Origin of the sequence: Faecalibacterium sp. Marseille-Q3530, from assembly GCF_017377625.1 — a bacterium.
Taxonomy (GTDB): domain Bacteria; phylum Bacillota; class Clostridia; order Oscillospirales; family Ruminococcaceae; genus Faecalibacterium; species Faecalibacterium prausnitzii_E.
Genome location: NZ_JAFREH010000005.1, coordinates 1 through 23,628 on the forward strand (window position 1 = coordinate 1; position 23,628 = coordinate 23,628).

Annotated in this window: 19 protein-coding genes and 3 pseudogenes; 6 read left to right on the forward strand and 16 right to left on the reverse strand. The window is 52.7% G+C overall.

Going from position 1 to position 23,628, the window contains the following annotated elements:
* From J3350_RS05895 to J3350_RS05920, 6 genes and pseudogenes are all read right to left on the reverse strand, one after another.
* Positions 1 to 226, reverse strand: a pseudogene (locus J3350_RS05895) (hypothetical protein); the annotation flags it as partial.
* Between the two features lie 183 nt (positions 227 to 409).
* Positions 410 to 628 (reverse strand): hypothetical protein, encoded by a 219-nt coding sequence (locus tag J3350_RS05900; RefSeq protein ID WP_080545308.1) that lies wholly within the window; start codon positions 626 to 628, stop codon positions 410 to 412.
* 385 nt (positions 629 to 1,013) lie between these two features.
* Positions 1,014 to 1,391: a hypothetical protein gene (locus J3350_RS13915; protein ID WP_370569269.1), complete on the reverse strand. Its 378-nt coding sequence runs from the start codon at positions 1,389 to 1,391 to the stop codon at positions 1,014 to 1,016.
* Positions 1,392 to 1,529: 138 nt separating this feature from the next.
* Positions 1,530 to 1,886: a hypothetical protein gene (locus J3350_RS13920; RefSeq protein WP_242700159.1), complete on the reverse strand. Its 357-nt coding sequence runs from the start codon at positions 1,884 to 1,886 to the stop codon at positions 1,530 to 1,532.
* Positions 1,887 to 2,191: 305 nt separating this feature from the next.
* Positions 2,192 to 3,259: a ParA family protein gene (locus J3350_RS05915; protein WP_207686021.1), complete on the reverse strand. Its 1,068-nt coding sequence runs from the start codon at positions 3,257 to 3,259 to the stop codon at positions 2,192 to 2,194.
* Between the two features lie 945 nt (positions 3,260 to 4,204).
* Positions 4,205 to 4,588, reverse strand: coding sequence for a hypothetical protein (locus tag J3350_RS05920; protein WP_242700160.1), 384 nt, complete (start codon positions 4,586 to 4,588; stop codon positions 4,205 to 4,207).
* Between the two features lie 7 nt (positions 4,589 to 4,595).
* Between J3350_RS05920 and J3350_RS05925 the strand changes: the two genes are divergently transcribed.
* The gene (locus tag J3350_RS05925; protein ID WP_242700161.1) at positions 4,596 to 5,363 is read left to right on the forward strand and encodes an alpha-L-rhamnosidase C-terminal domain-containing protein; all 768 of its coding nucleotides are present in this window, start codon (positions 4,596 to 4,598) and stop codon (positions 5,361 to 5,363) included.
* Positions 5,364 to 5,543: 180 nt separating this feature from the next.
* Here the strand turns inward: J3350_RS05925 and J3350_RS05930 are convergent, their stop codons facing one another.
* On the reverse strand, positions 5,544 to 7,751 hold the full coding sequence (locus J3350_RS05930) for a glycoside hydrolase family 2 protein (RefSeq protein ID WP_207686023.1): 2,208 nt from the start codon (positions 7,749 to 7,751) through the stop codon (positions 5,544 to 5,546).
* Between the two features lie 87 nt (positions 7,752 to 7,838).
* On the reverse strand, positions 7,839 to 9,329 hold the full coding sequence (locus tag J3350_RS05935; protein WP_207686024.1) for an MFS transporter: 1,491 nt from the start codon (positions 9,327 to 9,329) through the stop codon (positions 7,839 to 7,841).
* Positions 9,330 to 9,571: 242 nt separating this feature from the next.
* Here J3350_RS05935 and J3350_RS05940 point away from each other — a divergent pair, with 242 nt between their 5' ends.
* The 4 genes from J3350_RS05940 (at position 9,572) to J3350_RS05960 (ending at position 13,910) form a co-directional block, all read left to right on the forward strand.
* Entirely contained in the window at positions 9,572 to 9,988 is a 417-nt protein-coding gene (locus J3350_RS05940) for a family 1 glycosylhydrolase (RefSeq protein ID WP_370569270.1), read from the forward strand.
* A gap of 79 nt (positions 9,989 to 10,067) precedes the next feature.
* Positions 10,068 to 11,267 carry an AraC family transcriptional regulator gene (locus tag J3350_RS05945; protein ID WP_207686025.1) on the forward strand — a complete coding sequence of 400 codons (1,200 nt, stop codon included), beginning with the start codon at positions 10,068 to 10,070 and terminating at the stop codon, positions 11,265 to 11,267.
* A gap of 361 nt (positions 11,268 to 11,628) precedes the next feature.
* The gene (locus J3350_RS14070) at positions 11,629 to 12,021 is read left to right on the forward strand and encodes a helix-turn-helix domain-containing protein (RefSeq protein ID WP_370569272.1); all 393 of its coding nucleotides are present in this window, start codon (positions 11,629 to 11,631) and stop codon (positions 12,019 to 12,021) included.
* 278 nt (positions 12,022 to 12,299) lie between these two features.
* Positions 12,300 to 13,910 carry a recombinase family protein gene (locus J3350_RS05960; protein WP_242700162.1) on the forward strand — a complete coding sequence of 537 codons (1,611 nt, stop codon included), beginning with the start codon at positions 12,300 to 12,302 and terminating at the stop codon, positions 13,908 to 13,910.
* A 306-nt stretch (positions 13,911 to 14,216) separates the two neighbouring features.
* Here the strand turns inward: J3350_RS05960 and J3350_RS05965 are convergent.
* The 8 genes and pseudogenes from J3350_RS05965 to J3350_RS06000 form a co-directional block, all read right to left on the reverse strand.
* Positions 14,217 to 15,331: pseudogene (locus J3350_RS05965) on the reverse strand (VapE domain-containing protein).
* A gap of 823 nt (positions 15,332 to 16,154) precedes the next feature.
* Complete coding sequence (locus J3350_RS05970) at positions 16,155 to 17,429, reverse strand: SLC13 family permease (protein ID WP_207686026.1); 1,275 nt, start codon at positions 17,427 to 17,429, stop codon at positions 16,155 to 16,157.
* 410 nt (positions 17,430 to 17,839) lie between these two features.
* The gene (ttdB, locus tag J3350_RS05975) at positions 17,840 to 18,466 is read right to left on the reverse strand and encodes a L(+)-tartrate dehydratase subunit beta (RefSeq protein WP_097793052.1); all 627 of its coding nucleotides are present in this window, start codon (positions 18,464 to 18,466) and stop codon (positions 17,840 to 17,842) included.
* Complete coding sequence (ttdA, locus tag J3350_RS05980) at positions 18,466 to 19,365, reverse strand: L(+)-tartrate dehydratase subunit alpha (protein ID WP_207686027.1); 900 nt, start codon at positions 19,363 to 19,365, stop codon at positions 18,466 to 18,468. Before ttdA ends, ttdB begins: the two co-directional genes overlap by 1 nt.
* Before the next feature lie 68 nt (positions 19,366 to 19,433).
* A complete protein-coding gene (locus tag J3350_RS05985; protein WP_207686028.1) occupies positions 19,434 to 20,702 on the reverse strand; it encodes an SLC13 family permease in 1,269 nt (422 codons plus the stop codon).
* A gap of 428 nt (positions 20,703 to 21,130) precedes the next feature.
* The gene (locus J3350_RS05990; RefSeq protein ID WP_207686029.1) at positions 21,131 to 21,751 is read right to left on the reverse strand and encodes a DUF1847 domain-containing protein; all 621 of its coding nucleotides are present in this window, start codon (positions 21,749 to 21,751) and stop codon (positions 21,131 to 21,133) included.
* Positions 21,752 to 21,770: 19 nt separating this feature from the next.
* A complete protein-coding gene (locus J3350_RS05995; protein ID WP_005940691.1) occupies positions 21,771 to 22,415 on the reverse strand; it encodes a GntR family transcriptional regulator in 645 nt (214 codons plus the stop codon).
* A gap of 1 nt (position 22,416) precedes the next feature.
* Positions 22,417 to 22,971: a GntR family transcriptional regulator gene (locus J3350_RS06000; RefSeq protein ID WP_207686030.1), complete on the reverse strand. Its 555-nt coding sequence runs from the start codon at positions 22,969 to 22,971 to the stop codon at positions 22,417 to 22,419.
* A gap of 330 nt (positions 22,972 to 23,301) precedes the next feature.
* Between J3350_RS06000 and J3350_RS06005 the strand changes: the two are divergent.
* Positions 23,302 to 23,480: pseudogene (locus J3350_RS06005) on the forward strand (transposase); the annotation flags it as partial.
* Between the last annotated feature and the right edge of the window lie 148 nt (positions 23,481 to 23,628).

Consider the following 23,628-nt stretch of genomic DNA (forward strand, 5'->3'; position numbering starts at 1 on the left):
TCCGCTTGAAATAGATTTCATTTTCGGAGATGTTCACAGTCTCGCTGGTCTGCTCTTTCGGGGCATCATCATACAGCTGTGCGAAAAATGCCAGTGCATCTTCGGGTGGTTCTTCCTCCATGAGCTGCTCGAAAACTCGCTGTTCCTCTGCCGAGAGGTTATTCCATGCGGCTTCCAACTCCTGCTCGTTGGTTGCGTTGACGAAGGCTTCGATCTCTTTTTTCATGGTGCATCCTCCTTTGGCTGCGAAAAGCGGATTTTCAAAAAGTATGGGTTTTCGTGAGAGCAAGAATCGTCCCGTGGCCACAAATTTTCAATTCTTGAAAATTCTTGCCCTTTTGGGACAGCTTCTTGTTGGGGCGTGCCTGCCCCAAACCCTGCTTAGGAGTGAGTGCGATATACTAGGAATTTATTTATTGCTTGCATCGGTTTTGTCGTTTCCCTTTTTCTTACGAGACAAACCTAAACAAAGATGCGTCGAGCCAAGGCAAAGAAATGATGAACCAAGACACAACCATACAACAGCCATAGAATTATCATTTCCACTTATGAAGCTAATAAGTGAAGCCATATATAACAGAGCAGAAGCTGCATAGAATAAGATAGATTTCTTGGTTTCTTTTTTCATAAATAATCGCCTCCACAAATCGATTTGTTGAGTCAATTATACCACGTTCTTTATCGAAATTACACCCTCTACATGGGAGAACTTGGCCGATTTACTGCGTACGTGCGTACCCATCTTCCGTATACACGTATGCGGCGATTTGCCCGAAACGCACTCTATACAGCCGTTCCCCCTCGGAGAGCCCACTACACTTTGCAGACCACAGGGATGAAAGTGTCATAGTGGGTTATTACACTTCCGCAGAAGTGCCTTCTCCTCGCCGCAGACAGCCGGGTGTGCCTTTTGTGAGAGCTTTCTGTGCGGCGAATCTACATCGCCCACAGGCGATGTAAGCAGGGATTCCAAAGGGGCGCAGCACCCTTGGCACACGACTTTGGTACAAAGTCTAGTGTGTTATACCTTTCCAGAGGTGTATACGTTCCTGAAATGCAAAAAGCCCCATACCCAACACCTTAACGGTGCGGACATGGGACTTGATGCTTCCTCGGCCTAGCCGGGTACTCCGTAACCAATCCTGACAGGCAGTTGCCGTGTCATTTTTCGAAAACTGTTTTACGGATACCCAGCAGTCGGGAACGCTCTGTTTCTCTTTGCTGGGGGCATGATGAGCCTGCTCCGCCTGCCATGCAGCAAACTCCCGCTGGCCTTCCTCGCTGTTCCAGCAGGCAAGGATGGCCGGGTAGAATGCCCGTGCCAGACGGTCGATGACTTCATCGGGGTAAGGGGAAGTGTTTGTGGACTTTTTCTTTTTGTTCAAACGCACGCTCCTTTGACTGTCCCACCGTGGCAAAGCCGGGCAAGAAAATCAAAGTTCCAATTTCATGTCAGGCGCAAGGGCGCGGATGCTTTCCGCCCTGCACTTGCGGCTGGTGGCTCGTTGATGGCTTACAAGTGCCTGTCGTTATGCGACTTTTTCATCGTTCAGCATTTCTTCAAACTGTGCCATATACGCCTTGTGCTGCTTCAGGATCTTCGTGGTCTCCACTTTCACATAGGCATCATCAGGCACCTTGGGGAGATACTTCATCAGGAAATCAACATCCTGCTGGATTCGCCGGACGGCAGCTTCCAGCGCAGAATAGTTGATTCCGTAGATGCGTTTCTGCGGAGCAGGGCGCTCCTCCGGGTGCAGAATTTCGTGCACGATCTGCTTGCGGTTCGGAAAATCTGCCCTGGCAAGACGGTGCATATCGGCATCACGGACTTTGAACTGCCCGGACAGAATTTTCTCCTGCATACCGGGTATCATCTGATCCATGATTTGAACGCCCCGCATGAACTTTTCCGAGCGGACAACATAGGATTCGCTAACGTTGTTCCGCTCTGCGATCTGCTTACGAACGCTTGCTTTTGAGGCAGTGGGAGGAATTGTGTCAAATTGACACAATTCCTCCGGGACGGTTTTCTTGGCAGCAGCCGTGTGCTGGTTGTTGCCGTTTCCACCGGGCTTCCGATGCTCCACACTGTACTGCTTTCTAATGAGCAAATTCTTTTCTACTTTTAAATGAAAGTGATATTGCGGAAAATGAGGCTTCTGGATGCTTCTAAGCGAACGCAGATGGATTAAAGACAATTTATAATTGTGTCAATTGCTATAATACATTCAGAAATTTTGTCCGCATTTACTTTTACATTTCGACCATAGATTTCGTAGTAACCCTGTTTCATTGAGGATAGTTTACGTCCAAGATGGGCACATACAACACCAGCAGTATTGAAATCTCGAAGAGGAAGGGAAAATTCGTTAATAAAATCTGACTTATTACAAATTGATTCACTTCGTGTCGTAAAATATTCCGGGTGATTCTGAAAAATCGAAAAAAGAGAAGTAGCTGTGGCATCAGACAAGGCGGCAAAAGCGGTTGCGGGTCCTTCGAATTGCGTCAAACGATTTCCAATAAGCAAATGGATTTTGGGTACGTTGATATTCTGTTCCTGAGCACGTTTAGCATATGTCCAAGAACCATATATCGGATGGGGAGGATTAGTTCCATGTAAGAGTGCAACCATGGCGGATGCTGCTGTTTTTGATGAATCATCTGCGTTGATTGGAACGATTAATCGTTCAGAACCAGAAACCGCTAGCTGAGTATATATGCTAAAACTGGGGTTGGTATCGACAAAGACTATCCAATTTTTTTCATCAGATGATGTAACATGACTGATGAAATTTTTTATAATTTCTTGGGTCCATTTCCAAGGATTTGTAGAAGGGGTTAAAGCTTTCGCTTCAGCTGTTTCGTTTATTGCTGGTGCCATGGGTTCAAGATTTCCATCGCCACAGAGTAAAAAGATGTTTTCGGGAGCGTTAGTATTGTAGCTGCTAACTTTAATGACAAACTCATCTTGCGGAGGAAGTGGAGCCCCTCGTCCGTTTGAAATCACAGTGCTTAAATAACCAACAACAGATTTTGGAGTAGCGGTACTACAAAAATCGATTATCTGATCTTCTCCTGAACTACCGCCGCCCAGAAGCATCATGCTAGAATTTGCCTGTGGACATAAATCAATTACGAGGACGTTTATATCGGGATGAAGTTCGGCGTACCGCATTGCTAGATGGAAGGTGATTGTACTTTTCCCTACACCGCCTTTGTTGTTCCAGATAGCATAGCTGTGAATTAAAGACATGTTAACCCTTCTTTCTGATGTCCGATAAATCCATCGAGTATTTTAGCAGTACTCAAAATAGCTTAATATCCTATGGTCAATAAAAGAATACCACAATTTTTTATGTTGTAAAGGTTTTTGGCATTCTGAGCAGGGTTTGGGGCAGGCACGCCCCAACAAGATCACTTGGAAAACTCGCAAGAGTTTGAGAAGTGAAGTCCCGGATGGACAGGAAATTTTCAAGAATTGAAAATTTGTGGCCACGGGACGGTTCTTGCCCTCTACCGCTACGCTCAAAACCGTTTCTGGGTAATTGTTTCCGAATTGTTAAGGCGCAAAAAATAAGTAAAAGATCCCTGCTCATGTAAGGGAATCACCGTTTGCTCCGAACGAAGTTCCTGCCCCTGTTTTGCAGCGGCGTTGTCCGGCTCGCTCACAGAAAATGTGAGGTCGTGGCACGGTATCACGTTCAGACGGCTTATGTAGGATTCAAGGTACAGTATGAAGAAAGCCGGGCGCAGTGCGGACACTACGTTCTGCTTCTTTCAAACACAAGAATAACACTTTGAGGTTGTGTGGTCAACAACCGAAAACAAATTTTGGAAGATTGAACAACTACATAAGATTTTATTTGTGAAAAAGAAAAATACCGCCCACGCAGCGCAGCGATGATTTTGTCGGGTGAATCGGCGGCAAAATGAATCGGGTGTGTTGCGGGGCGGTAAATTCTTTCGTGGACTTTTCCTCACTGAAGTGGTGGGTCTCACGGTGATAACCAACCACTTTCTGTGGCTGTGTTCAAAATGAACACGACCACATCTTGTAGAGGGTTTCAAACCAATCCACAAGAACGGTGGGATTTAAAAGAAAAATACCACAGTATGTAGAATGCGTCAAGAGGATTTTGAGAGATTTATGCCAGTGAAGTGGAGAGAGTAGGACTTATTTTATCGTGCAATCCCTGCCTTACGCCTGATTGATCTGGCCCAGGATGCCGTTCAGCTGCTCTTCGGTCAGAACGTGGAAATCGATTAGCGTGTTCAGCTGGATTCCCATCATCATGGACAGCGAGGAAGCGTCATCGTCCTTTTTCCCGGTCGCGCCGCCTGCGGCGGAGGCCATGCGCTGCAGGATCGGTCCGATGATCGCAGCACCGACCGGGTGGGTCATGACCTGCTTCAGGGTGGAGGCTGTGGTAAAGTGTACCGGCAGCGGCTGAGCTGCCTGCCATTCCATCCAACCGGTCAGGCGCAGATTCCGGCTGGATGCACCAACACAGATCTGATAAGTGCCGCTTTCTGCATACGGTGCTGAACGGTCTGGACTACGGCGAATGGTGTGAGCGGGCATTACCCCCATGCAGGCGATGATGAACCCCCGCAAAAGCGTGGGTACGGCATATCTGGCTTATTCCGGGCGGCTTCTGGCAGAAATTGCACAGGCTCTGGGCAAGGCAGAGGACGCAGTGCAGTACCGTGACACGGCAGAAAAAGCCCGCCTTGCCTATCGTGCAGCCTTTACGGATAACGGGAAAATCACATCCGACCGGCAGTGTGAATACGTCCGTGCCATTGCCTTTGCGCTGCTGGGCCAGGAGGAGAGCCAGGCTGCTGCGGATACGCTGAACCGGATAGTGGCGGAAAACGGCTATCACCTGAACACCGGCTTCCTTTCCACGCCCTTCCTCTGTGAGGTGCTGGCAAAGTATGGCCATGCGGACACCGCTTACAAGCTGCTGCTGCAGGATACCGCCCCCAGCTGGCTCTATGAGGTCAAACAGGGTGCTACCACCGTCTGGGAGACATGGACGGGCATTGACACCAATGGTCACCCCAGCAAATCCCTGAACCATTACTCCTACGGTGCCATCTGCGGCTGGTTGTTCGGCGGCGTGTGCGGCATCCATCTGGCAGGTCAGACCCTGACCATCGCCCCAACCCCGAACCCTGCACTGGGTTGGGCAAAAGCGGTGTACGATTCCCCGGTGGGGCGTATTGAAAGCGGTTGGCAGTATGCAGGCGATGCCGTGACCTACACTATCACCGTGCCCTGTAATCTGACCGCAGAAGTTGTCCTCCCGGATGGCAGAAACCTGACCTTGCAGCCGGGAACCTATACCCTGTAACGCAAAAATATTCCCCGCAAAACATAACGCCCCGCACCGGAAGGAGTAACCGGTGCGGGGCGTTGTGTTTTATGGGGGACAATGAGGAAGAAAAATGATGAGGAAATGGCAGATCAGAATTTTTGTGCTAGATACTTTGCACTGAGCTGGAAGTTCTTACAATAGGTTCGTTTTATCGAATCACTCCTTGGAAATGCCCTGCAATACACGGTTCAGCTGCTTGATGTCCTCTTCCGAAGTGCCTGCCTGCATCAGCATGGATTGAATGGTCATCCGCTGCATGGCACGCTCCATCATGGCCACCAGAGCCGGATTGTCCTTCACGGCGGCAGCAACGTCTCCGCGGGAAGCAGCGGCCTTTTCCCGGATCTGCTTCAGGATGGGACCGGCTTTCGGGTCTGCCATGGCGACAGCCATGTTGTCCTTCACCGACCAGCAGCTTTCGTCCAGCTCGCCGTCAAACCAGTTGGTCACGTTCTTGCGGTTGTCCATGGCGTAATCCGGGTTGGGGGCGTCCACCTTGTTCACCAGGATCACGCTGCTGTGCTCACCGGAGCGTGCCTCAATGCTGTGCTTGCCGGTAATGGGCAGCTGGAAGGTGAACACTTTGTCGCCCTGCTTGGTCTCCACCAGCTGACCGTCCTTGTACAGCGAGACCTCCGGCAGATTGGAGTAGACCTTGATCTCGGTCACATCCTCGGCGCGGTCCACATAGCGGCTGCCGCACAGGTGCACGAACGGCTCTTTGCTCCAATAGGCCTTGTAGAGATAGAAGGGGTCTTTTTTGATCTTGCGGTCAAAGGTGACAAGTCCCTTCTGGTTCTCGCCGTGCTTGCCGCCCTCATCACGGCCATCGGCGGCAAAATCAAACATATTCCACACATGCGTCGCCCACAGCCAAGGACGGTCGGCAATCATCTTTGCAATGTGCTCGTGGTAAACGCACTGATAACTCTCGGTGTAGTCGCCTTTTTCCGGGTGGCTGCTCTGGTACTGGGGGTTGGCGTCTGCGCCATACTCCGAAAAGCCGATGCAGCGGTCCGGGAAATCGGCATGGTATTTGTCAAAGAACTCGTCGTTCTGCTCCAATTCGCCCAGATACCAGCCGAAGTAGAGGTTGTAGCTGTTCACATCGGGAATTTCCAGAATGGGACTGGTGGTCTCCAGCATAAACACATTTGCCATGGTGGTCTTGCGGGTGGGGTCCAGCTTGTGCGCCAGTTCGTTCAGCAGACGGTGGTTTTCCAGCAGATCCTCGTTGACAGCAGAAGCAGCGGTGATCTCGTTGGACAAGCCCCACACGGCAATGCAGGGGTGGTTGTAGTTCTGGACGATCAGCTCTTCCATCTGGGTCAGGGTGTTGGCACGGCCGTTGGTCATGTGCATGGTGATGTAGGGGATCTCTGCCCAGATAACAAGACCCTTTTCATCACACAGGTCGTAGAAATACGGTGCGTGCTGATAGTGTGCCAGCCGGATGGTGTTGGCGCCCATTTCCAGAATGATGGAGATATCCTCCTCCATCATTTCGTTGGTCAGGGCATTGCCCGCACCCTTACGGTCCTGGTGGCGGGAAACACCACGCAGCGGGTAACTGCGTCCATTCAGATGAAATCCCTTCTGGGGGTCGATCTCAAACTTGCGGCAGCCGAACCGGGCGGAGGTCTCCTCACCATTGTCCAGCTTGGCAGATACGGTGTAGAGGAAGGGGTCGTCCACGCCATCCCACAGATGGGCGTTGTTCAGCGTGAAAACAACCTTTGCGGTGCCCTTTTCCACCGGGGCGGTGAGGGTCTGACCCTCCAGTGCAAAGGTCACGTTCTGTGCGCCCACCACGGCGGCTTCCACGGTGACCTCAGAGGTCTTGGCAGCAAGATCGGTGACGATGGGGGTCACCTTCAGTGCCGGTGCGCCATTAGCGGGCAGGGCAAAGTGCTCTGCCGGGACGATATGCAGGGTCACATCCCGGTAAATACCGCCGTAGAAGGTAAAATCGGCTTTCTGGGGATACACGGTGTCGTTGTCGCGGTTGTCCACGGAAATGGCCAGCAGATTTTCCTCTTTGAGGTGGTCGGTCAGGTCCACCCGGAAGGTGGAGTAGCCGCCCTTGTGCTCGGCCAGCTTTTCACCGTTCAGGTAGACGGCGGCGGTCATGGCTGCGCCATCCAGCTGCAAAACAGCCTTGCCGCCTGCCGGGATGGCGGGCTTTTCCAGTGCCAGCGTATACCAGCAGGTGCCGCGGTAGTAATCGTTGCCGCCGTCCTGACCGTCCACCGCGTTCCATGTGTGGGGCAGGGCAACGGCCTCACCCATAACAGCGGTGGGGATGCCGGGGTTCTCCTTGGTAAAATGCCAGTCGCTCTGATTCAACAGGATGGTCTTGCTCATGGTAAAAACTCCTTTATATTTATAAAAGATGGATAGAATCAGCAAAAACCGAAAGAGAGTATGAGCCCTTTCGGTTTTTGCAGGGTGTTACTGCATATGTTCTGCAATTACTTCATGACGAAGGGCGTCTTTCTTATCAGCGATGCGCTTCTGGACGTTGACCATTTCTTCCTTGGTCAGCGGGCAGCCCGGCATGGCGATCAGGGTGATGACCCAGCCCAGCATCGGCAGACCGTACTTGATGGCAAGGGTCATCCAGAAGATGCCGGAGGTGTAGGCATCCGTGGGCTGGGGCATGGTGGTGGTGTAACCCAGAATGGCCACGGCACCGGTGGCGATGACAGCAGCCACCGAGGTGATGAGCTTGTCGATCAGGCTGTAAGTGCCGGAGACAACCGCCGGGATGTAACGGCCGCTGCGGTCCAGCTCGTAGTCGATGGTATCAGCCATGTAAGAGTTGTTGGAGGTGGTGATGCACATGTTGGAGCCGTTCTGCAGCAGGGTCAGCAGGACGTAAACGATCATGTTCCAGCTGCCGATCACACCGATCTGACGAGTATCGGTAAAGATGAAGAACAGGATCAGCACAGAGGTGATGGCCATGCTGACGCAGGTCCAGGTCACGATGCCCTTCTTGCTGCCTTTTTTGCCTACATACTTTGCACCGAAGGCCGCAAAGAAGATGGAAGGCACCATGCTGATCATGCTAAGGGTGGTAGCAAGACCCATGTTGCCGATGAGGATGCCGTTCAGCATCGTGTTGATGATGGCCTGGCTGCCTACCTGCTGTGCCAGCTTATCGGAAGCGTGGGAGGCAACATAGCACTGCAGGGGCTTGTTGTGTTTGAACACCTCAAGAATATCTGCAACCTTCAGCGGTTCGTGATTTTTGCTGATGCCCTCAAAGTTTTCGGGCTTATCGTAGGCGGAGATGCCGGCGCAGACGATCAGGGTGCCGATGCCGGCAATGATCAGGACGATGGTGCAGACCGTGCTGAGGAAGCCCTGATTGAAGGTGCCGCCGCACTTGGGCAGGATGACGGTGTAGACCAGCATGCTCATGCCCATGGGCACGAAGTAGTTCAGCGCAGTGGTCCAGACACCGATGGTGGGACGCTGGCGGGGATCGTTGGTCATAATAGCCGGCAGGGTCTGGATGGTCATGTTGCTGACGGTATAGCCGATGATGTAAATAATGTAGGTCAAAACGAACACCGGCAGGCCGAAGCCCTTGCTGGAACACAGGTTGAACATACACAGTAGGCCCACCGCTTCGATCAGGTAGCCGCTGATCAGCAGAACGCGCAGCTTGCCGACACGGGTGTTGACGCGGTCGTAGACGAATGCCAGCATCGGATCGGTGAAGGCGTCCAGAATGCGGGCCAGCATCAGGATGATGCCAACGGTTGCAGTGGTGATGCCGTAGCCGATGCTGGCAGAATAACTTGCCATACCGATCAGGGAGTAGACGCTCATGCCCACAAAGGCGTTGCAGGCGTAGCAGATGATCTGCCATGTTTTGGCGCGGCGGTACTGGACGTCGTCTACCTCACTGGCACTGGGTTTCTTTTGGAACATAATGTTTTTCCTCCTTTTTGTGTGAACTGAGTTCTGCTTTTTCTGACACCAGAATAACAGAATGCAATAGGTACTGCCAGACAAAAAATTGGAATTAAGGATAAAAATTCGTGTAGTTCTGACCGCTCAACGAAAAATTTACCAATAACGTGAAAAATTATCCTTTTTGCTCCGCACAGACCTGTTACAATAGGCACAGAGAAAACACGGCTTCTGATAAAAAGGAGAATCATCATGCTGCCATGGAGAATGCACAGGTGTTCGGCATACCCCAGCCGCAGATCTTTGTCAGCGAGCGCACCCCGGAGGGCGCAGAACTGACCCAGATGGAGTATGAGTTCTATCCGCAGGCACTGGAACACGTCATTCGCAAGGTGGCAGAGGAGTTCAAGGGCGACCTGATCGTGACCGAAAACGGCATTGCCACTGCCGATGATGCCCGCCGTGTGGCATTTATCCGGCAGGCACTGGATGGCGTGCAGCACTGCATCGCCGACGGCATCCCGGTGAAGGGCTACTTCCATTGGAGCCTGATGGACAACTTTGAGTGGCAGAAGGGCTATGCCATGCAGTTCGGCCTGATCGCCGTGAACCGTGAAACCATGGAGCGGACCGCAAAGCCCAGCCTTGCGGTGCTGGGGGAGTATTGCGGGGCTTGAGAGGGGGCTCCGGGCATCGGTAGAAAAAACGGCGGAAGTATGATATACTGTTTCTATCAATGAGCCGGAGGGATTACGCATGAATGTTCTCCAGAATATGATGCTGTTTTCCGAGCTTGTCCAGTGCGGCGGAAATGTATATACATGGTGCTATGATGCACAGGGGAAGCTCTTGCGGAGCAACTGCCCGGACGAAGCATTTCTTGCCAGTGCGTTTGAATTGTTCGGCTGCAAACAGCGGATGCTGGAGCATGGGAATCGGAACGATGTACCCGTTACCTTGGGGACGGCATTGGGTCTTTTGTGGGGCACAGCCTTTGAAAAGGAAGAGGGAAAACTGAAGCGTGTCTGGGTCATCGGGCCGGTGTTCCATCGGGATGTGACAATGCGCGGGATCGAGGAAGGGCTGAAATATTACAGCAAGCTGGAGATCAGTGTGGCATGGACGATCCAACTTTACAAAGCCCTTGAAGAAGTTCCTACCCTGCAAAACACCATTATGAACCGCTATCTGCTGATGATGCACTACTGCCTGACCGGGCAGCGGCTGGAGTTGAGCGATGTGAACAGCAGTGCAGCACAGGACGAACGGCTGAAAAGCGATGCGATTCCCCATGACCGGCATAAGATCTGGATGGCGGAGCAGGGAATGCTGCAAATGGTCCGCACCGGAGACCTGAATTACAAGCAGGCGCTTTCCAACAGTATGAGCATGAGTGCAGGCGTGCCGGTGCAGAGCAGCGATGTTCTGCGCCAGAGTAAGACTTCCGTCATCGTGTTCACCTCGCTGGTGTGCCGTGCCGCCATTGAGGGCGGTCTTTCCCCGGAGGAGGCGTACTCGCTGGGGGACAGCTACATTCAGACGGCAGAAGCGGCAAAATCGTTGGATGAGCTGCACCCGCTTGCAATGATGATGTACGATGATTTCATCCGGCGTGTCCACAAGCACCGGACGAACCCGAACCTCAGTATGCAGATCCAGAAATGTGTGGATTATATCGAGATGAATCTGGACAAAAAGATCGTAGCAGAAGATCTTGCTGCCCTGGTGGGCTACACGGAATATTACCTCACCCACAAATTCAAGGAAGAAACGGGTCTGAGCGTCACGAACTATGTGAAGTTTGCAAAGGTCGAACGTGCGAAAGTTCTGCTGAAAAGCACACCGCTCAGCGTCCGGGAAATCTCCGAGCAGCTTGGCTTTGCCACCCGCAATTATTTCAGCGCGGTCTTTCAGCAAGTCACCGGAAAAACGCCCATGGAGTTCCGGGAAACATAAAGCAGAACAGGCATCCTGCGTTACCGTTTGGCGGTATCGGACAGGATGCCTGTTCTGCTATGAAGAAGAAAAATGGGGGAGAATGGCTCAGTTGAGGAACTTCTCGTTCAGGGTCACGCCAAAGTCGTGGGCAATGGCACGGAGGTCGTCGTCGGTGATGGTCTGCCGGATGATGCCGCCGCCCATGGAGAGCACCTTGACGTAAATTTCTGCGCTCTTTTCAATGGTGTGGACCAGACCAAAGGTGATGTCAAAGTCCGGGCCGGAGGCAAACAGACCGTGCTGTGCCCAGATGGCAGCCTGATATCTTCTGTTTTATACCCTGCGTGGTGCGGGGCTCATCGAGCAGGGGGAAAGCCATGTGGTACTCAGCACCGTGGACAGCATGGTGACCACCGGATTGGCTCTCCACGAAATGCTTGCCTTATGTGCACAGAGCATTCTTGCAGAAGCTGAAACCACCAGCGCACGGCAGGTCATTTTGCAGGCAGCGGAGACCCTGCGCAAAAATTACCAGCAGGAACTTTGCCTTGCCGACCTGCTGGCAGAGGCGCACATGAGCAAAAGCTATTTTCTGCGGCTGTTCCGGCGGTATATGGGCACGACACCGTATAATTATCTGGTCAACTTCCACATCACACAGGCAAAGGAACTGCTTGTCCTCACCGACCACAGCGTCAGCGAAATTGCACAGAAGGTAGGCTTTGGGGATGCCAGCAATTTTTCCACCCGCTTTGCAAAAGCCACCGGGTAAAGCCCTCTGCAATACCGCAAAAGTGCGCTGAAGCCGGTGGAGGGGGCACGGTGAGCGGAGGAATTGTGTCAAAATGACACAATTCCTCCGGGTGCTTTCATAGAACCATGGAATGTGAATATTTTGCCTTCAGGGGAGTTCATTTTTTGTGCTGAATCTCGTGAAAAGCGTATAAAAAGCTTGCAATCTTCTGCAAAATGTGATATATAGATTATACGAAACACTGCTTTAAAAGAACACTCCACCGTTCAATGATGTGTAAATGGGAGGTGCCTGCCATGACTGCTGTGATCTATGCCCGCTATTCAACTGACAGCCAGCGCGAGGAATCCATTGAAGGTCAGATCTGGGAATGCACCGCCTATGCGGAAAAGAACGGCTTCACGGTGGTGAAGCATTACATTGACCGTGCCATCTCCGCCAAGACCGATAACCGCCCGCAGTTCCAGCAGATGATCAAGGACAGTGAGCGTGGCATCTTTGACGTCATCATTGTCTGGAAGCTCGACCGCTTTGCCCGAAACCGCTACGACAGTGCCCGGTACAAGACTCAGCTGAAGCGAAACGGCGTGAAACTGGTATCGGCAACGGAAGTCATTTCGGCTGGCCCGGAGGGCATTATTCTGGAATCGGTGCTGAAAGGCTACGCCGAGTATTACTCCGCTGATCTGTCCGAAAAGGTCATTCGCGGCATGACCGAAAATGCTCTCAAGGGCATTTATAATGGTGGCACGATTCCGTTCGGATACATGATCGATGAGACCCGGCATTACCAGCCCGACCCGCTGCTGGCTCCGTATGTAGAGCAGACGTTCCAGAAGTATGCGGACGGTGCGACCATGACTGACCTGCGGGATTGGTTAAAGGCACACAACATCAAAAATTCGATGGGCGGGGAGATGTCCTATAACACCATTGAGCGGATGCTGAGTAATCGACGGTACATCGGCGAATTGCGTTTGCGGGATGTGGTACAGCCCAATGCAATCCCGGCATTGGTATCGGAAGAGCTGTTCAACAAGGTGCAGGAAAAGCTGGCGAAAAATAAAAAGGCCCCTGCCCGTCATAAGGCAGAGGAAAGCTATCTGCTCACCACCAAGCTGTACTGCGGCAAGTGCGGTGCACTGATGTTCGGAGAAAGCGGTGTCAGCCACACCGGGAAAATGTATACCTACTACAAGTGTGCTGCTGCCAAGAAGAAAAAGACCTGCGATAAAAAGGCCGTGCGGAAACAGTGGCTGGAAGATCTGGTGATCAACGAGACCATGAAGCTGGTGGAAGATGACGCTTCCATGAATGCCATCATTGCCAAAGTCATGGAATTGCAAAATCAGGAAAGCACGGATTTGCCCATCTATGAAAAGCAGTTGAAAGAAACGGAGGTTGGCATCACCAATATGCTGAACGCCATTCAGATGGGCATCCTGACCAGCTCCACAAAGGAGCGGCTGGAAGATCTGGAAGAGCAGAGGAAGGAACTGCAAGCCCGCATTGCAGAGGAACGGCTGGCTAAGCCAAAGATGAAAGAGGAGTTCGTCCGGTTTTGGCTGCTTCGCTTCCGCAAGCTGGACATGACCCAGCCGGAGCAGCGGCAGGCACTGGTGGATACCTTCATCAATGCCATCTATCTCTACGATGATAAGGTACTTATTACCTTTAACTATAAGGAAGGTACAGAGACGGTCGCTTTCGGGGAAGCCGTGAAAGCGGAGAAAAGTTCGGATATGAGTGCGCGAGGTGCACCAGATATTGAACGTCAAATCGTAAGATTTGGCGTTCTTTCTTTATGTGAGAAAGCGGCTGCACACTTTCTGCACACCGTTTGCACATTTGCCCGAATCAGGGGCTTTTCTGCGCAAGGTTTGCACAGCCTGCTTTCCTTTGCATAAAAAGAAGAAATTTTAGGCGAACAAGGTTCTCGTCAATTCTCTGCGTTCGTCTGCGTCCATCAGCCGGATGGCTTCAAGGATCTTCTTACCAGAGATTTTTGTTGCCGCCGGCTTTTCGTTTTGCCGGGGCTGAGGTGCTGCCGGGGTCAGGTCTTGGGAATAGAAGTTCGCTTCGATCTTTTCTGCCAGTTCTTATCTTTTTAAGGTTACATGGTTACAGAAAGAGAAAAACGTAGCAGCCATGCGGACTTTTCGGTGCAACTGCAGCGTAACCGAATCTGTAACCAAACGTGTAACCGCCGTTCATCAGAAGGGAAAGCCAATCTGCGGGGCTTCCGCATCCGTTATTTCGGAGAAATTTTCAGCCCCGGTTTCGGGGCTGGTTACGCGCTCCCAGCCTTTCTGAACGCCGTACTTCGGGTAACGCTTGGCGGTTTCGTGAGCCTGCCAGCCTTGGATATCACCGCGCGAAATTCCTGTGTTCATGATCTCGCAGATAGCACGGGTCTCCCACTCTGCCGGGATATTGGTGTTGCTCAGTGCTTCCGCATAGAGCTGCTTGGAACACACCCGGTCACCTGCGTAGTCCTCCAGAAAGGCGTAAATCATGCCAGCCTGTGCATCCTCCTGCATAAAGTCCTGCTGATGGGCTTGCAGGGTTTCCTGCATAGCGGGGCTGAACGCCAGCTTGTAATTACCGCTGTTGTAGATGGTCATGGCTTCTGCCCAAAGCTGGTCGATATAGGTGCGAGATTCCTCCTCATTGTCCAGAATGTGGACTTCAGCCAGTTCCGCATCCACCGGGATGGGAATAAAGCGGCGGTTTCCTGTGCGGTCACGGGGCAAAAAATCCTGCCGGTTGGTCGTGCCAGCAAAGACGCACTGGCGCAGACGGTCGGCAGGATGGGTCTCATAGGGAACTTTATAGGTTTCCTTCTGCTTGCTGAGGAAACTCTTGATTTCCTCGATGCTCTTAGCATTGGCGGTGGCGATCATCTCCGACATTTCAATAATCCAGTGACCTTGCAGCTTGCGGTACACGTTGTCATCGTCCAGCCGCCGCAGGTCATCCGAGAACCACTCGTCCTTAACGGCCAGCAGACGGAAGAAGGTGGACTTCCCCGCACCTGACCGCCCACCAGACAGAGCATGGTTTCAAATTTGCATCCCGGCTGGAATACCCGCTTGATGGCTCCCAGCAGGAATATCTTCATAGCTTCGCAAGTGTACTCGTCCTCCGCAGCACCGAGAAAATGGTGCAGGACGTGGGAAATCTGCTCGTTTCCATCCCATTGCAGGCCGTTCAGGTAGTCTCGGATGGGATGGTAGCGGTTCTCGTTGGCAACGATGCGGATGGCAGATTCAATCTTCTTTTCGCTGGAGATGCCGTATTTCTCCATTCTCCGCAGAATATACTTCATGTCAGTGTCGTTCAGCGTCTTGCCGGAGCGCGGCCAGCCAACAGGCTTTACGATGTCGATACCTCATGTAGACAAATTGTCCACATGAGGTGAGCCGTAACGCAGAAGGTTTTTCTGGTGAATGACGCTTTGTGTCATTCACCACATCAACTGGCCATTTTGACCAGTTGATATTGGGTGCGCCGTTCTCCCTGCATGGCTTTCCTGCCCCCTTCCAGCGGCGTTTTCCGGCTCTCCCTTGCGGGGTCATCGCCGTGTATCCCATGCAGACGGTCATGCGGTTTTCAAGGTGCGGTGCTGGATTTGGCAATAAAAAATCGCCACACAACAACCTGAACCTGACCATCCCTTCCGGGATGGCCTTGGTTCGGGTTTGCTATGTAGCGATAAGAAAGTTAAAAACTTGCTCCGGCTCCTTCGGGAGCCGAGCTGGAACTCTAAGTAAATATGTTATATTAAATCGTTGGAATAGGTTACCACAAAAATCGAGCCATGTCAACGTGAACTTGTCGGGGCGAGGCCCCTCCATCTTGCTACGCAAGACCGTTCTGTCGCTTAAAAGCCCCACTGGGGCTTTCATTGCTGCGCTCCACTGCGCAAACGCGAACTTTTGAGAACACGCTGATTTCGGCAGCATGCAAGAAAACACAAGGGAAACTTTGGCAAAAAAAGAGAGGGCTGGACGGTGCCAGCCCTCTTGACAGAATTATGAGATGCTCAAAAATTTCTGCTGCTTTTATTGCGGTTTTCAAGAATAGCGCCGAACAGAACGGCATATTTGCGATATGCAGTTTGCGGATACTACTGCGGTGGGAAAATAGAATCAGGCAAAAGGATAAAGTGTCGGCAGGAAAAATACGGACACGACAATGAGGATGAGCGCCAGCGGGGTACCACACTTGAGATAATCCTTCAAGGTGTATCCGCCCGGCTCGATGATCATGATCTGGCAGGGAGCTGCCATGGGGGTCATGATGGACACACAGCTGGCTGTGATCACGCCGACCACGGCAGCACGGGGGTCTACGCCCATGCGGATACAGGCGGAAGTGACCAGTGGGATGAAGATGGTCAGGGTAGCCAGATTGGACATGACCTGCGTCAGAATGAAGGGAACAAGGAAGAACACCAGCATAATGATGTACGGATTGGTGGTATCGCCCAGCAGGCGGATCATCCAGTCTGCCACCACATCGCCTGCACCGGTGGTCTGGATGGCGTCCGACAGAGCCAGCACACCGGCAAACAGGAAAATGGTCGGCTGGTGGATGGAGTTGAGGGCTTCCTTCTCGGTCAGCACACCCGTCAGCACCAGAGCGGCAGCGCCGATGCAGGAAGTGAGATACATCTTGACACCAATGACATTTTCCAGCAGCATCATTGCAATGGAGACCAGAACGATCAGGACAGCCAGTTTGCGCTTGAAGGGGCTGAGTTTTTCGCTCTCAGAAGCCGTATGTGCTGCATCTGAAAACTGCTCGTTGGGAATATCTGGCATCAGCTTATAGCCAACAAAGGTCATGTACAGGATGGCAATGGTCAGCATCGGGATGCGCGCAATGGTGAAATCCCAGATGTGCAGCGGTGTCGGTGCGCCGGCCTGCATCATGACATCGTTCCATGCCATGTTGGAAGCACCCTGACCGAGAAAGGTCATCTGGGTGGCAATGTTGGCACAGGCCATGGAAGGATACAGCAGCTTGCTGCGGCTCACGCCGATGTCGTTCGCAATGCCTACCAGCAGAGGGATCATGATAGCGGCAGTTGCGGTGGCACTGGTGATGGCGCCCAGAAACGCACCTGCCACACAGGAAAGAAAAATCAGCATCCGCATATTGTCCTTGTAGCGGATGACCAGACTCTGGGCTTTGTCAATCAGGGGCGTTTTGGTCAGCCCTGCACCGATGACGAACATGGCTACGAACATGACCACGTTCGTGTTGATGAAGCCGCCAAAGGCCTCGGCAGGGGTCTTGATGCCGGTGAGGATCAGCGCCAGAATGATGCCGGTAGAAATGACCGAGAACGGGACTTTACCGGATACAAAGGCGATGATCGTTACAAGCAGGATGACCAGTGTGATCTCCAATGGGCTCATTTGGGTTGTCCTCCTGTGGATTACTTCCACCTTGCAGATGCAAAGCAGTGGCACTTGAATGTTTATATTTGATAATGTATCCAATAAACAAGAAAAGAATACACCGAAAGACCACGCTTGTCAAGGGATTTGTTATACTTTTGTCGAAAAATACAATTTTCCAAAGGAACTTTATATAAGGTGTGTAGAACAAAAAGAACGGGCAAGATCGTCTTTGTTTGCATTTCCTCCCAGGAACAAATAACGCCCCGGAACCCTTTACGCGGAAAAGGGTTCCGGGGCAAATTGCGGAGAACAAATACGTGGCAAATTAAGCTGAGCAAGAAACTTAGGGTAAAAAAACGATTTAGGAGAATCGTATGAAAGGAAATAATGAGTGAAGTCTGTCCCCCGCTGAGAGGATATCCGGATTACTTAATAAAGCCGACGTGCTTGCAGATCTCTTCGATGGCCTTTTCCTTGCGCTCATTGAAGATGACCTTGTTCTCTTCGAACAGGTTGCGGCCTTCGGCGTCAATGGAGACGATCAGGGGGCCGAACTCGTTGACGTGGCAGTGCCACAGAGTTTCCGGCATACCGAGGTCACGCCACTGGGCCTCGACGATCTCCTCCACCTCGGTAGCAGCCACAACGGCGTTACCGGCAGGGAAGACACAGTGGATGGCACCGAACTCCTTGCAGGCGCGCTCGGTGTTGGGGCCCATGCCGCCCTTGCCCACGATGACGCGGACACCGGACTTCTGCACGAACTCATACTCGAACTTCTCCATGCGCATGGAGGTGGTGGGGCCCACAGACACCATCTCGAACTTGTCGTTCTCCAGCGGGCGGATGATGGGGCCGGCGTGGAAGATGGCTGCGTCCTTCACGTCCACAGGCAGCGGGCGGCCCTCTTCCACGAGGCGGCGGTGCGCCACATCGCGGCAGGTGGTCAGGTCGCCGTTCAGGTAAACGACATCACCGATATGGATGTCCTTCAGGTCTTCTGCGGAGACCGGAGTGGTAAGAATTTTCTTTCCGTCTTTGATGGTCAGCATTACAAAGTCACCCCCGAATGAGTATCAATGGTGTAGTTCAGATCTTTATCAAACGTGATGTGGCCGCGGCGATGGCTCCAGCAGCCCACGTTGACGGCAACGCCGATGGTAGAAGGATGGCGGGCAGTGTTCTCAATGTGCACGCCCATGACGGAGTACTTGCCGCCCATGCCCTGAGGGCCAAGGCCGATGGAGTTGATGCCGTCTTCCAGCAGCTTCTCCATATAGGCTGCGCGCTCGTTCTCGTTGTGGCTGCCCAGAGGACGCATCAGAGCCTTCTTGGACAGCAGAGCAGCGGTCTCAACAGAGGTGGCAACGCCCACGCCCACCAGCAGCGGAGGGCAGGCGTTGATGCCGTAGCTGGTCATGACATCCATGACGAACCTGGTCACGCCTTCGTAGCCTGCACCGGGCATCAGCACCATGGCCTTGCCCGGCAGGGTGCAGCCGCCGCCTGCCATGTAGGCGTAGATCTCGCACTTGTCGCTGTTCGGGATGATATCCCACCACACGGTGGGAGTGCCCTTGCCGACATTGCGGCCGGTGTTGAACTCATCGAAGGTCTCAACACTGTTGTGGCGCAGGGGCGCTTCGAAGGTGGCCTTGACCACAGCCTCCTTCAGCAGACCCTCCACCTCACCGATGAGGGGGAAGTCCACGCCGCACTTTACCCAGAACTGCAGCACACCAGTATCCTGGCAGCTGGGGCGGTTCAGCTCCTTGGCCAGCTTCTGGTTCCGCTTCATGGTCTCGTAGATGACCTTGGACAGAGGAGCATCCTCCTGTGCGCCCAGCTCATCGAGCTTGGCAATGATGTCGTCCGGCAGCACCTTGGCGATATGGCTCACAAAGTTGGCCATATAGGTCGTCATCTGCTGCACCTGTTCCTGTTTGTTCATTCCAATGCCTCCTTAGATTTGGTACATTTTGCGCGTTGGTTCACTCATATTCAACGTTCCTGTCCGCTTTACTGCGGGAAGAACGGGAATGCGATGGGAAGAATCACCATGCTGACAACCGTTGCGATGAGGATGAGGGGCAGGCCAGCCTTGGCATAATCCTTGAAGGTGTACCCGCCGGCGGAAACCACCATGGTGTTGGCGGGCATACCGATGGGCGTTGCGTAAGCGCAGGAGCCGCCGATGACACAAGCCATCAGGACGGCGCGGGGGTCGGCACCCATGCCCTGTGCGATGCTCAGGCAGATGGGAACCATCAGGGCGGTGGTTGCGGTGTTGGACATGAAGTTGGTCATGACGCAGCAGAGCAGGAAGACCACCAGAGTCAGGACGTAGGGAGAGGGATTCTCGCCCAGAGCACCAATGACGATGTTTGCAATCTCTGCGCCTGCCCCGGTCTTATCCAGTGCAGAGGCCAGAGACAGCGTGCCGCCGAAGAGGAAGATGGTCTTGAGGTCGATGGACTTCAGGGCGTCTTTCTCGGAGATGACACCGGTGAGGATCAGAGCCAGCGCACCGATACAGCCGGTGATGCAGAGTTTGATGCCGATCTGCTTTTCAAAAATCATGCCCAACAGGGTGAGCACGAGGATAACGAGGGAGAGCACCTGTTTCCACTTGGGAACATTGCTGAAGTCCTGCTCGCCGCCGAAGGAGTCATCATCGGAGACGGGGTGGCTGGGCAGTAGCTTCATGCCAAGGGTGGCGTAGAAGAGGATGCCGGCGGCGAGGATGGGCAGGCCCACGATAGCGTACTCGAAGAAGCCGAAGGACATCCCGATCTCACCCAGAGCACTCTGGGCGATGAGGTTGCCCGGTGCGCCGATGAGGGAAAGGTTGCCGCCCATGGCCGCTGCAAATACCAGCGGCATCAGCAGCTTGGAGCGGGCATAACCGGACTTTGCTGCAATGCCGATGACCACGGGGATCAGGACGGCGGCGGTGCCGGTGTTGGAGAGCACACCGCTCATCAGGCCAACGATGACCATGATGGCCACGATGAGGCTGCGCTCGGATTTGGCAAAGTGGGTAACGATGCCGCCGATCTTGTTGGCCATACCTGTTTCAAACAGGGCACCGCCGACAATGAACATGGCGACGAAGAGGATGACGTTGCTGTCGACGAAGCCCGCAAAAGCGGTCTTGACATCCAGCACGCCGGTAACGACCAGACCGATACAGACGATCATGGACGTTACGCCGAGGGGGATCTTCTCAAACACGAACATGACGACCGCGAAGAGAAGAAAGAGTAGGGTGATAGTTGCTGCTGACATACCGGGGAATCCTCCTTTAATGAAATATAATGTATCCATTTTATCAGAGCAAAACAGCCCTGACTTTCGGAACGCCCCAGCTGCACCTCGTTGTGCAGAGTCTTTGCCGCCGTGCTGTGCCCTCACAGCCCTTTTTCGTTCTGGAAGGATCTGCCCGGAACCTTAGAATTCCGGGAATCTCGGCAGCGTCTTTTTTGAATTTTTATATCTAATCTGTGATAATGTATCCACTTGACGACACGAGAATACACCCGAAACAGAGATTTGTCAATCCCTTTTTTCGAGTTTTGTCGCATTGCACGGATTATGTACCAATTTTTGTGCACGCCAGACAAACAGTAGGATACAAGAAAATCTTCCTCCGCCGCTTTCTGCAAAAAAACGTGCGTTCTCCATCTGCCTTGGAGAACGCACGTTTTTTCCTTCTTTTATTCCAGCCGCTTTTTGAAATACCCCTCGGCACAGTAAATGGCACCGCAGGGATTATGCGCCAGAACGCGATCCTTGGCTACCAGCGTTGTGACCATGGCATCCGAATACTTATAAAACATCGAGTCGTGTCCCACACAAAGTCCGACCTCAATGTTGAAATCGGTGTGCTGTTCGTTCAGAAGCTTTGCCTGTGCGATGGGGTTGCACATGGCCTCAAATTCGCCGGGGCGGATCTTGACCTCTTCCGGGATGCCCACTTCTTCTTTGGAGATGCCGCCGGTCTTGCAGATGACCGACACCACCTCAAACCCCTGCGCACGGAGCAGGTCGGCCACGATGCGGGCTTCCTTCCGCAGACCTTTGCAGAATGCAAGACCCAGCTTGTGGTAGCCCATCCGTTTGCAGAACTCCACCGTCTCCTTCAGGCGGGGCCACTGGCAGTAGCCAAGTCCCTCAATGGCCGAACAGTTGACGTAGAAATCGTGATTCTCAGGCAGATCGTAGCCGGCGCGGGCGGCCTCCATCACCGAAGCATTCCGCATAGGGCAGTTTTTGGGCATCTTTTCCGGCGCGTTGTTGGCGCAGGCCAGAACCGTACAGTTCGCACAGGTATACACTGTCTTGTCCTCCTTGATCTTATAAATAATAGGTCAGCGCATCGTCCATGCTGCGCAGGATGTGCTTTTCCATTTCAGCCCGTGCGGCCATCGCATCCCGTGCTTCCAGCGCCGCATAGATCTTTTTATGCTCGCTCTGGGAGTTGAGGGCATAGTCCAGCTCGCTCATCTCCACGCCAATGGACAGACCGTTCCACAGCTCCGAGAGAAGATTGCGCATTTTTTCATTGCCGGAAGCTTCCCAGATCTCAAAATGGAAGGACTGGTTGTAGTCCGTATAATTTCCGGCCTGCTGAAGAGAAAGAGCCTCCTCAGCAGTATCCACACAGTTTTTGATCTTGGACAGGTCGGCGTTGTTCTGGCAGCAGAGCATACATGCCGTCCCTTCCAAGGCAGCGCGCAGCTGGTAGTGCTCCCGAATCGTTTTTTCCGTTACGCCCAACACAATGGCGCACTTGTTTTGCTTGACTTCCAGCAGACCGTCACGGGCAAGAATCTGAAAGGCCTCCCGCACCGGCGTGACCGACACTCCCAGTTCCTGTGCGGTGTTTTCCAGCGTGAGTTCTGCGCCCTCCGGGATGCTTTTTGAGATAATGGCTTTCCGCAAAGCGGAAGCTACCCGCTCGCGGGCAGGCAGCAGCTTAATGGGTTTCAGTCCCAGCATATTAACTCCTTATCGTTAAAATCAGATGCAGTAGTTCTTCTTCATAGGTGTTCCATGCATCCAGCACATCAGGGGAACCCTGACGGTCCAGCATCAGCAGGCGGGCAAGCCGGTCGTTCACCGGCGCAGGACGTGCGCTCACGGCAAAGGCAATGTAGGTCTCCTGGATGCTCTCCAGCAGCTTGCGATGCAGCGGATAGGGCAGGACGGTCTGCAGGGTACGGTGCTGCAGCATCTCGCCGCCTGCCAACATCGCATCCTGCGGCAGCGTACGCATGGCCTGCCGTTCCAACTGAGCCCCCAATGCCAGAATTTGGCGCAGTGTCTCTTCGGTCAAATCTGCCGCTTTTATCCGATTGTTGGGCAGGCGGATGATAAGACCCTGATATTCAAGGATCATCAAGGCTTCCCGCACCGGCATCCGAGAGACACCGAGACTCTCTGCCAGTTCGTTCTGGGTCATTTCAGTGCCCGCCGGGATCTGCCCAGATAAAATGGCCTGCTGCAGGGCTTCCACCACACCGCCGTTTTTCTTCTGGATGCCGATATATTCCATAGAGTCCTCCGTGCAAATGTCTTTTTTATATTGTATCCAATTTTACAATAAAAAGCAAGACTTCCTTTATGACAAACAAAAATAACCGGCAGATTCTTTATGAAAAATCTGCCGGATATAGACCGGATGCCCTTGGGATGTTCCATTCTGAAAAATTGCAGGGCAAATGCAAGCGGTGTTAACTGTTATGCAACCTAGAGAAAACCACAAGCTATGCTTGTGGAAGAAAAGAGCCGTAGCGTTGAAACGGTAGAGAAAAAACCTCCTTTTGCTATAATTAAAAGCGGGTAACGCGAACCGCATACGAAAGCAAAAGGAGGTTCAATCCATATGGACGAGAAGAGTTTATCACATGCGAGCTGGAATTGCAAATATCATATTGTGCTAGTACCAAAGTATCGTAGAAAAACAATCTATGGAAAACTGAGAAAAGATATCGGTAAGATATCGGTAAGATATTGAGAATGCATTGCGATTATAAGCATGTAGAAATCATAAGAGCGACGTCAGTATGCGGTTGACGTCGCTCATTGTGCGCCTTTAGGCGCGGCTGGTATTGTGGCCCCTATGGGGCCGTTCTGCATACCCCGCGTTTCCACGCGGGGTTATGATTGCTCCACTCCGCTGCGCAAACGCGAACTTTTGAGAATGCGCCGA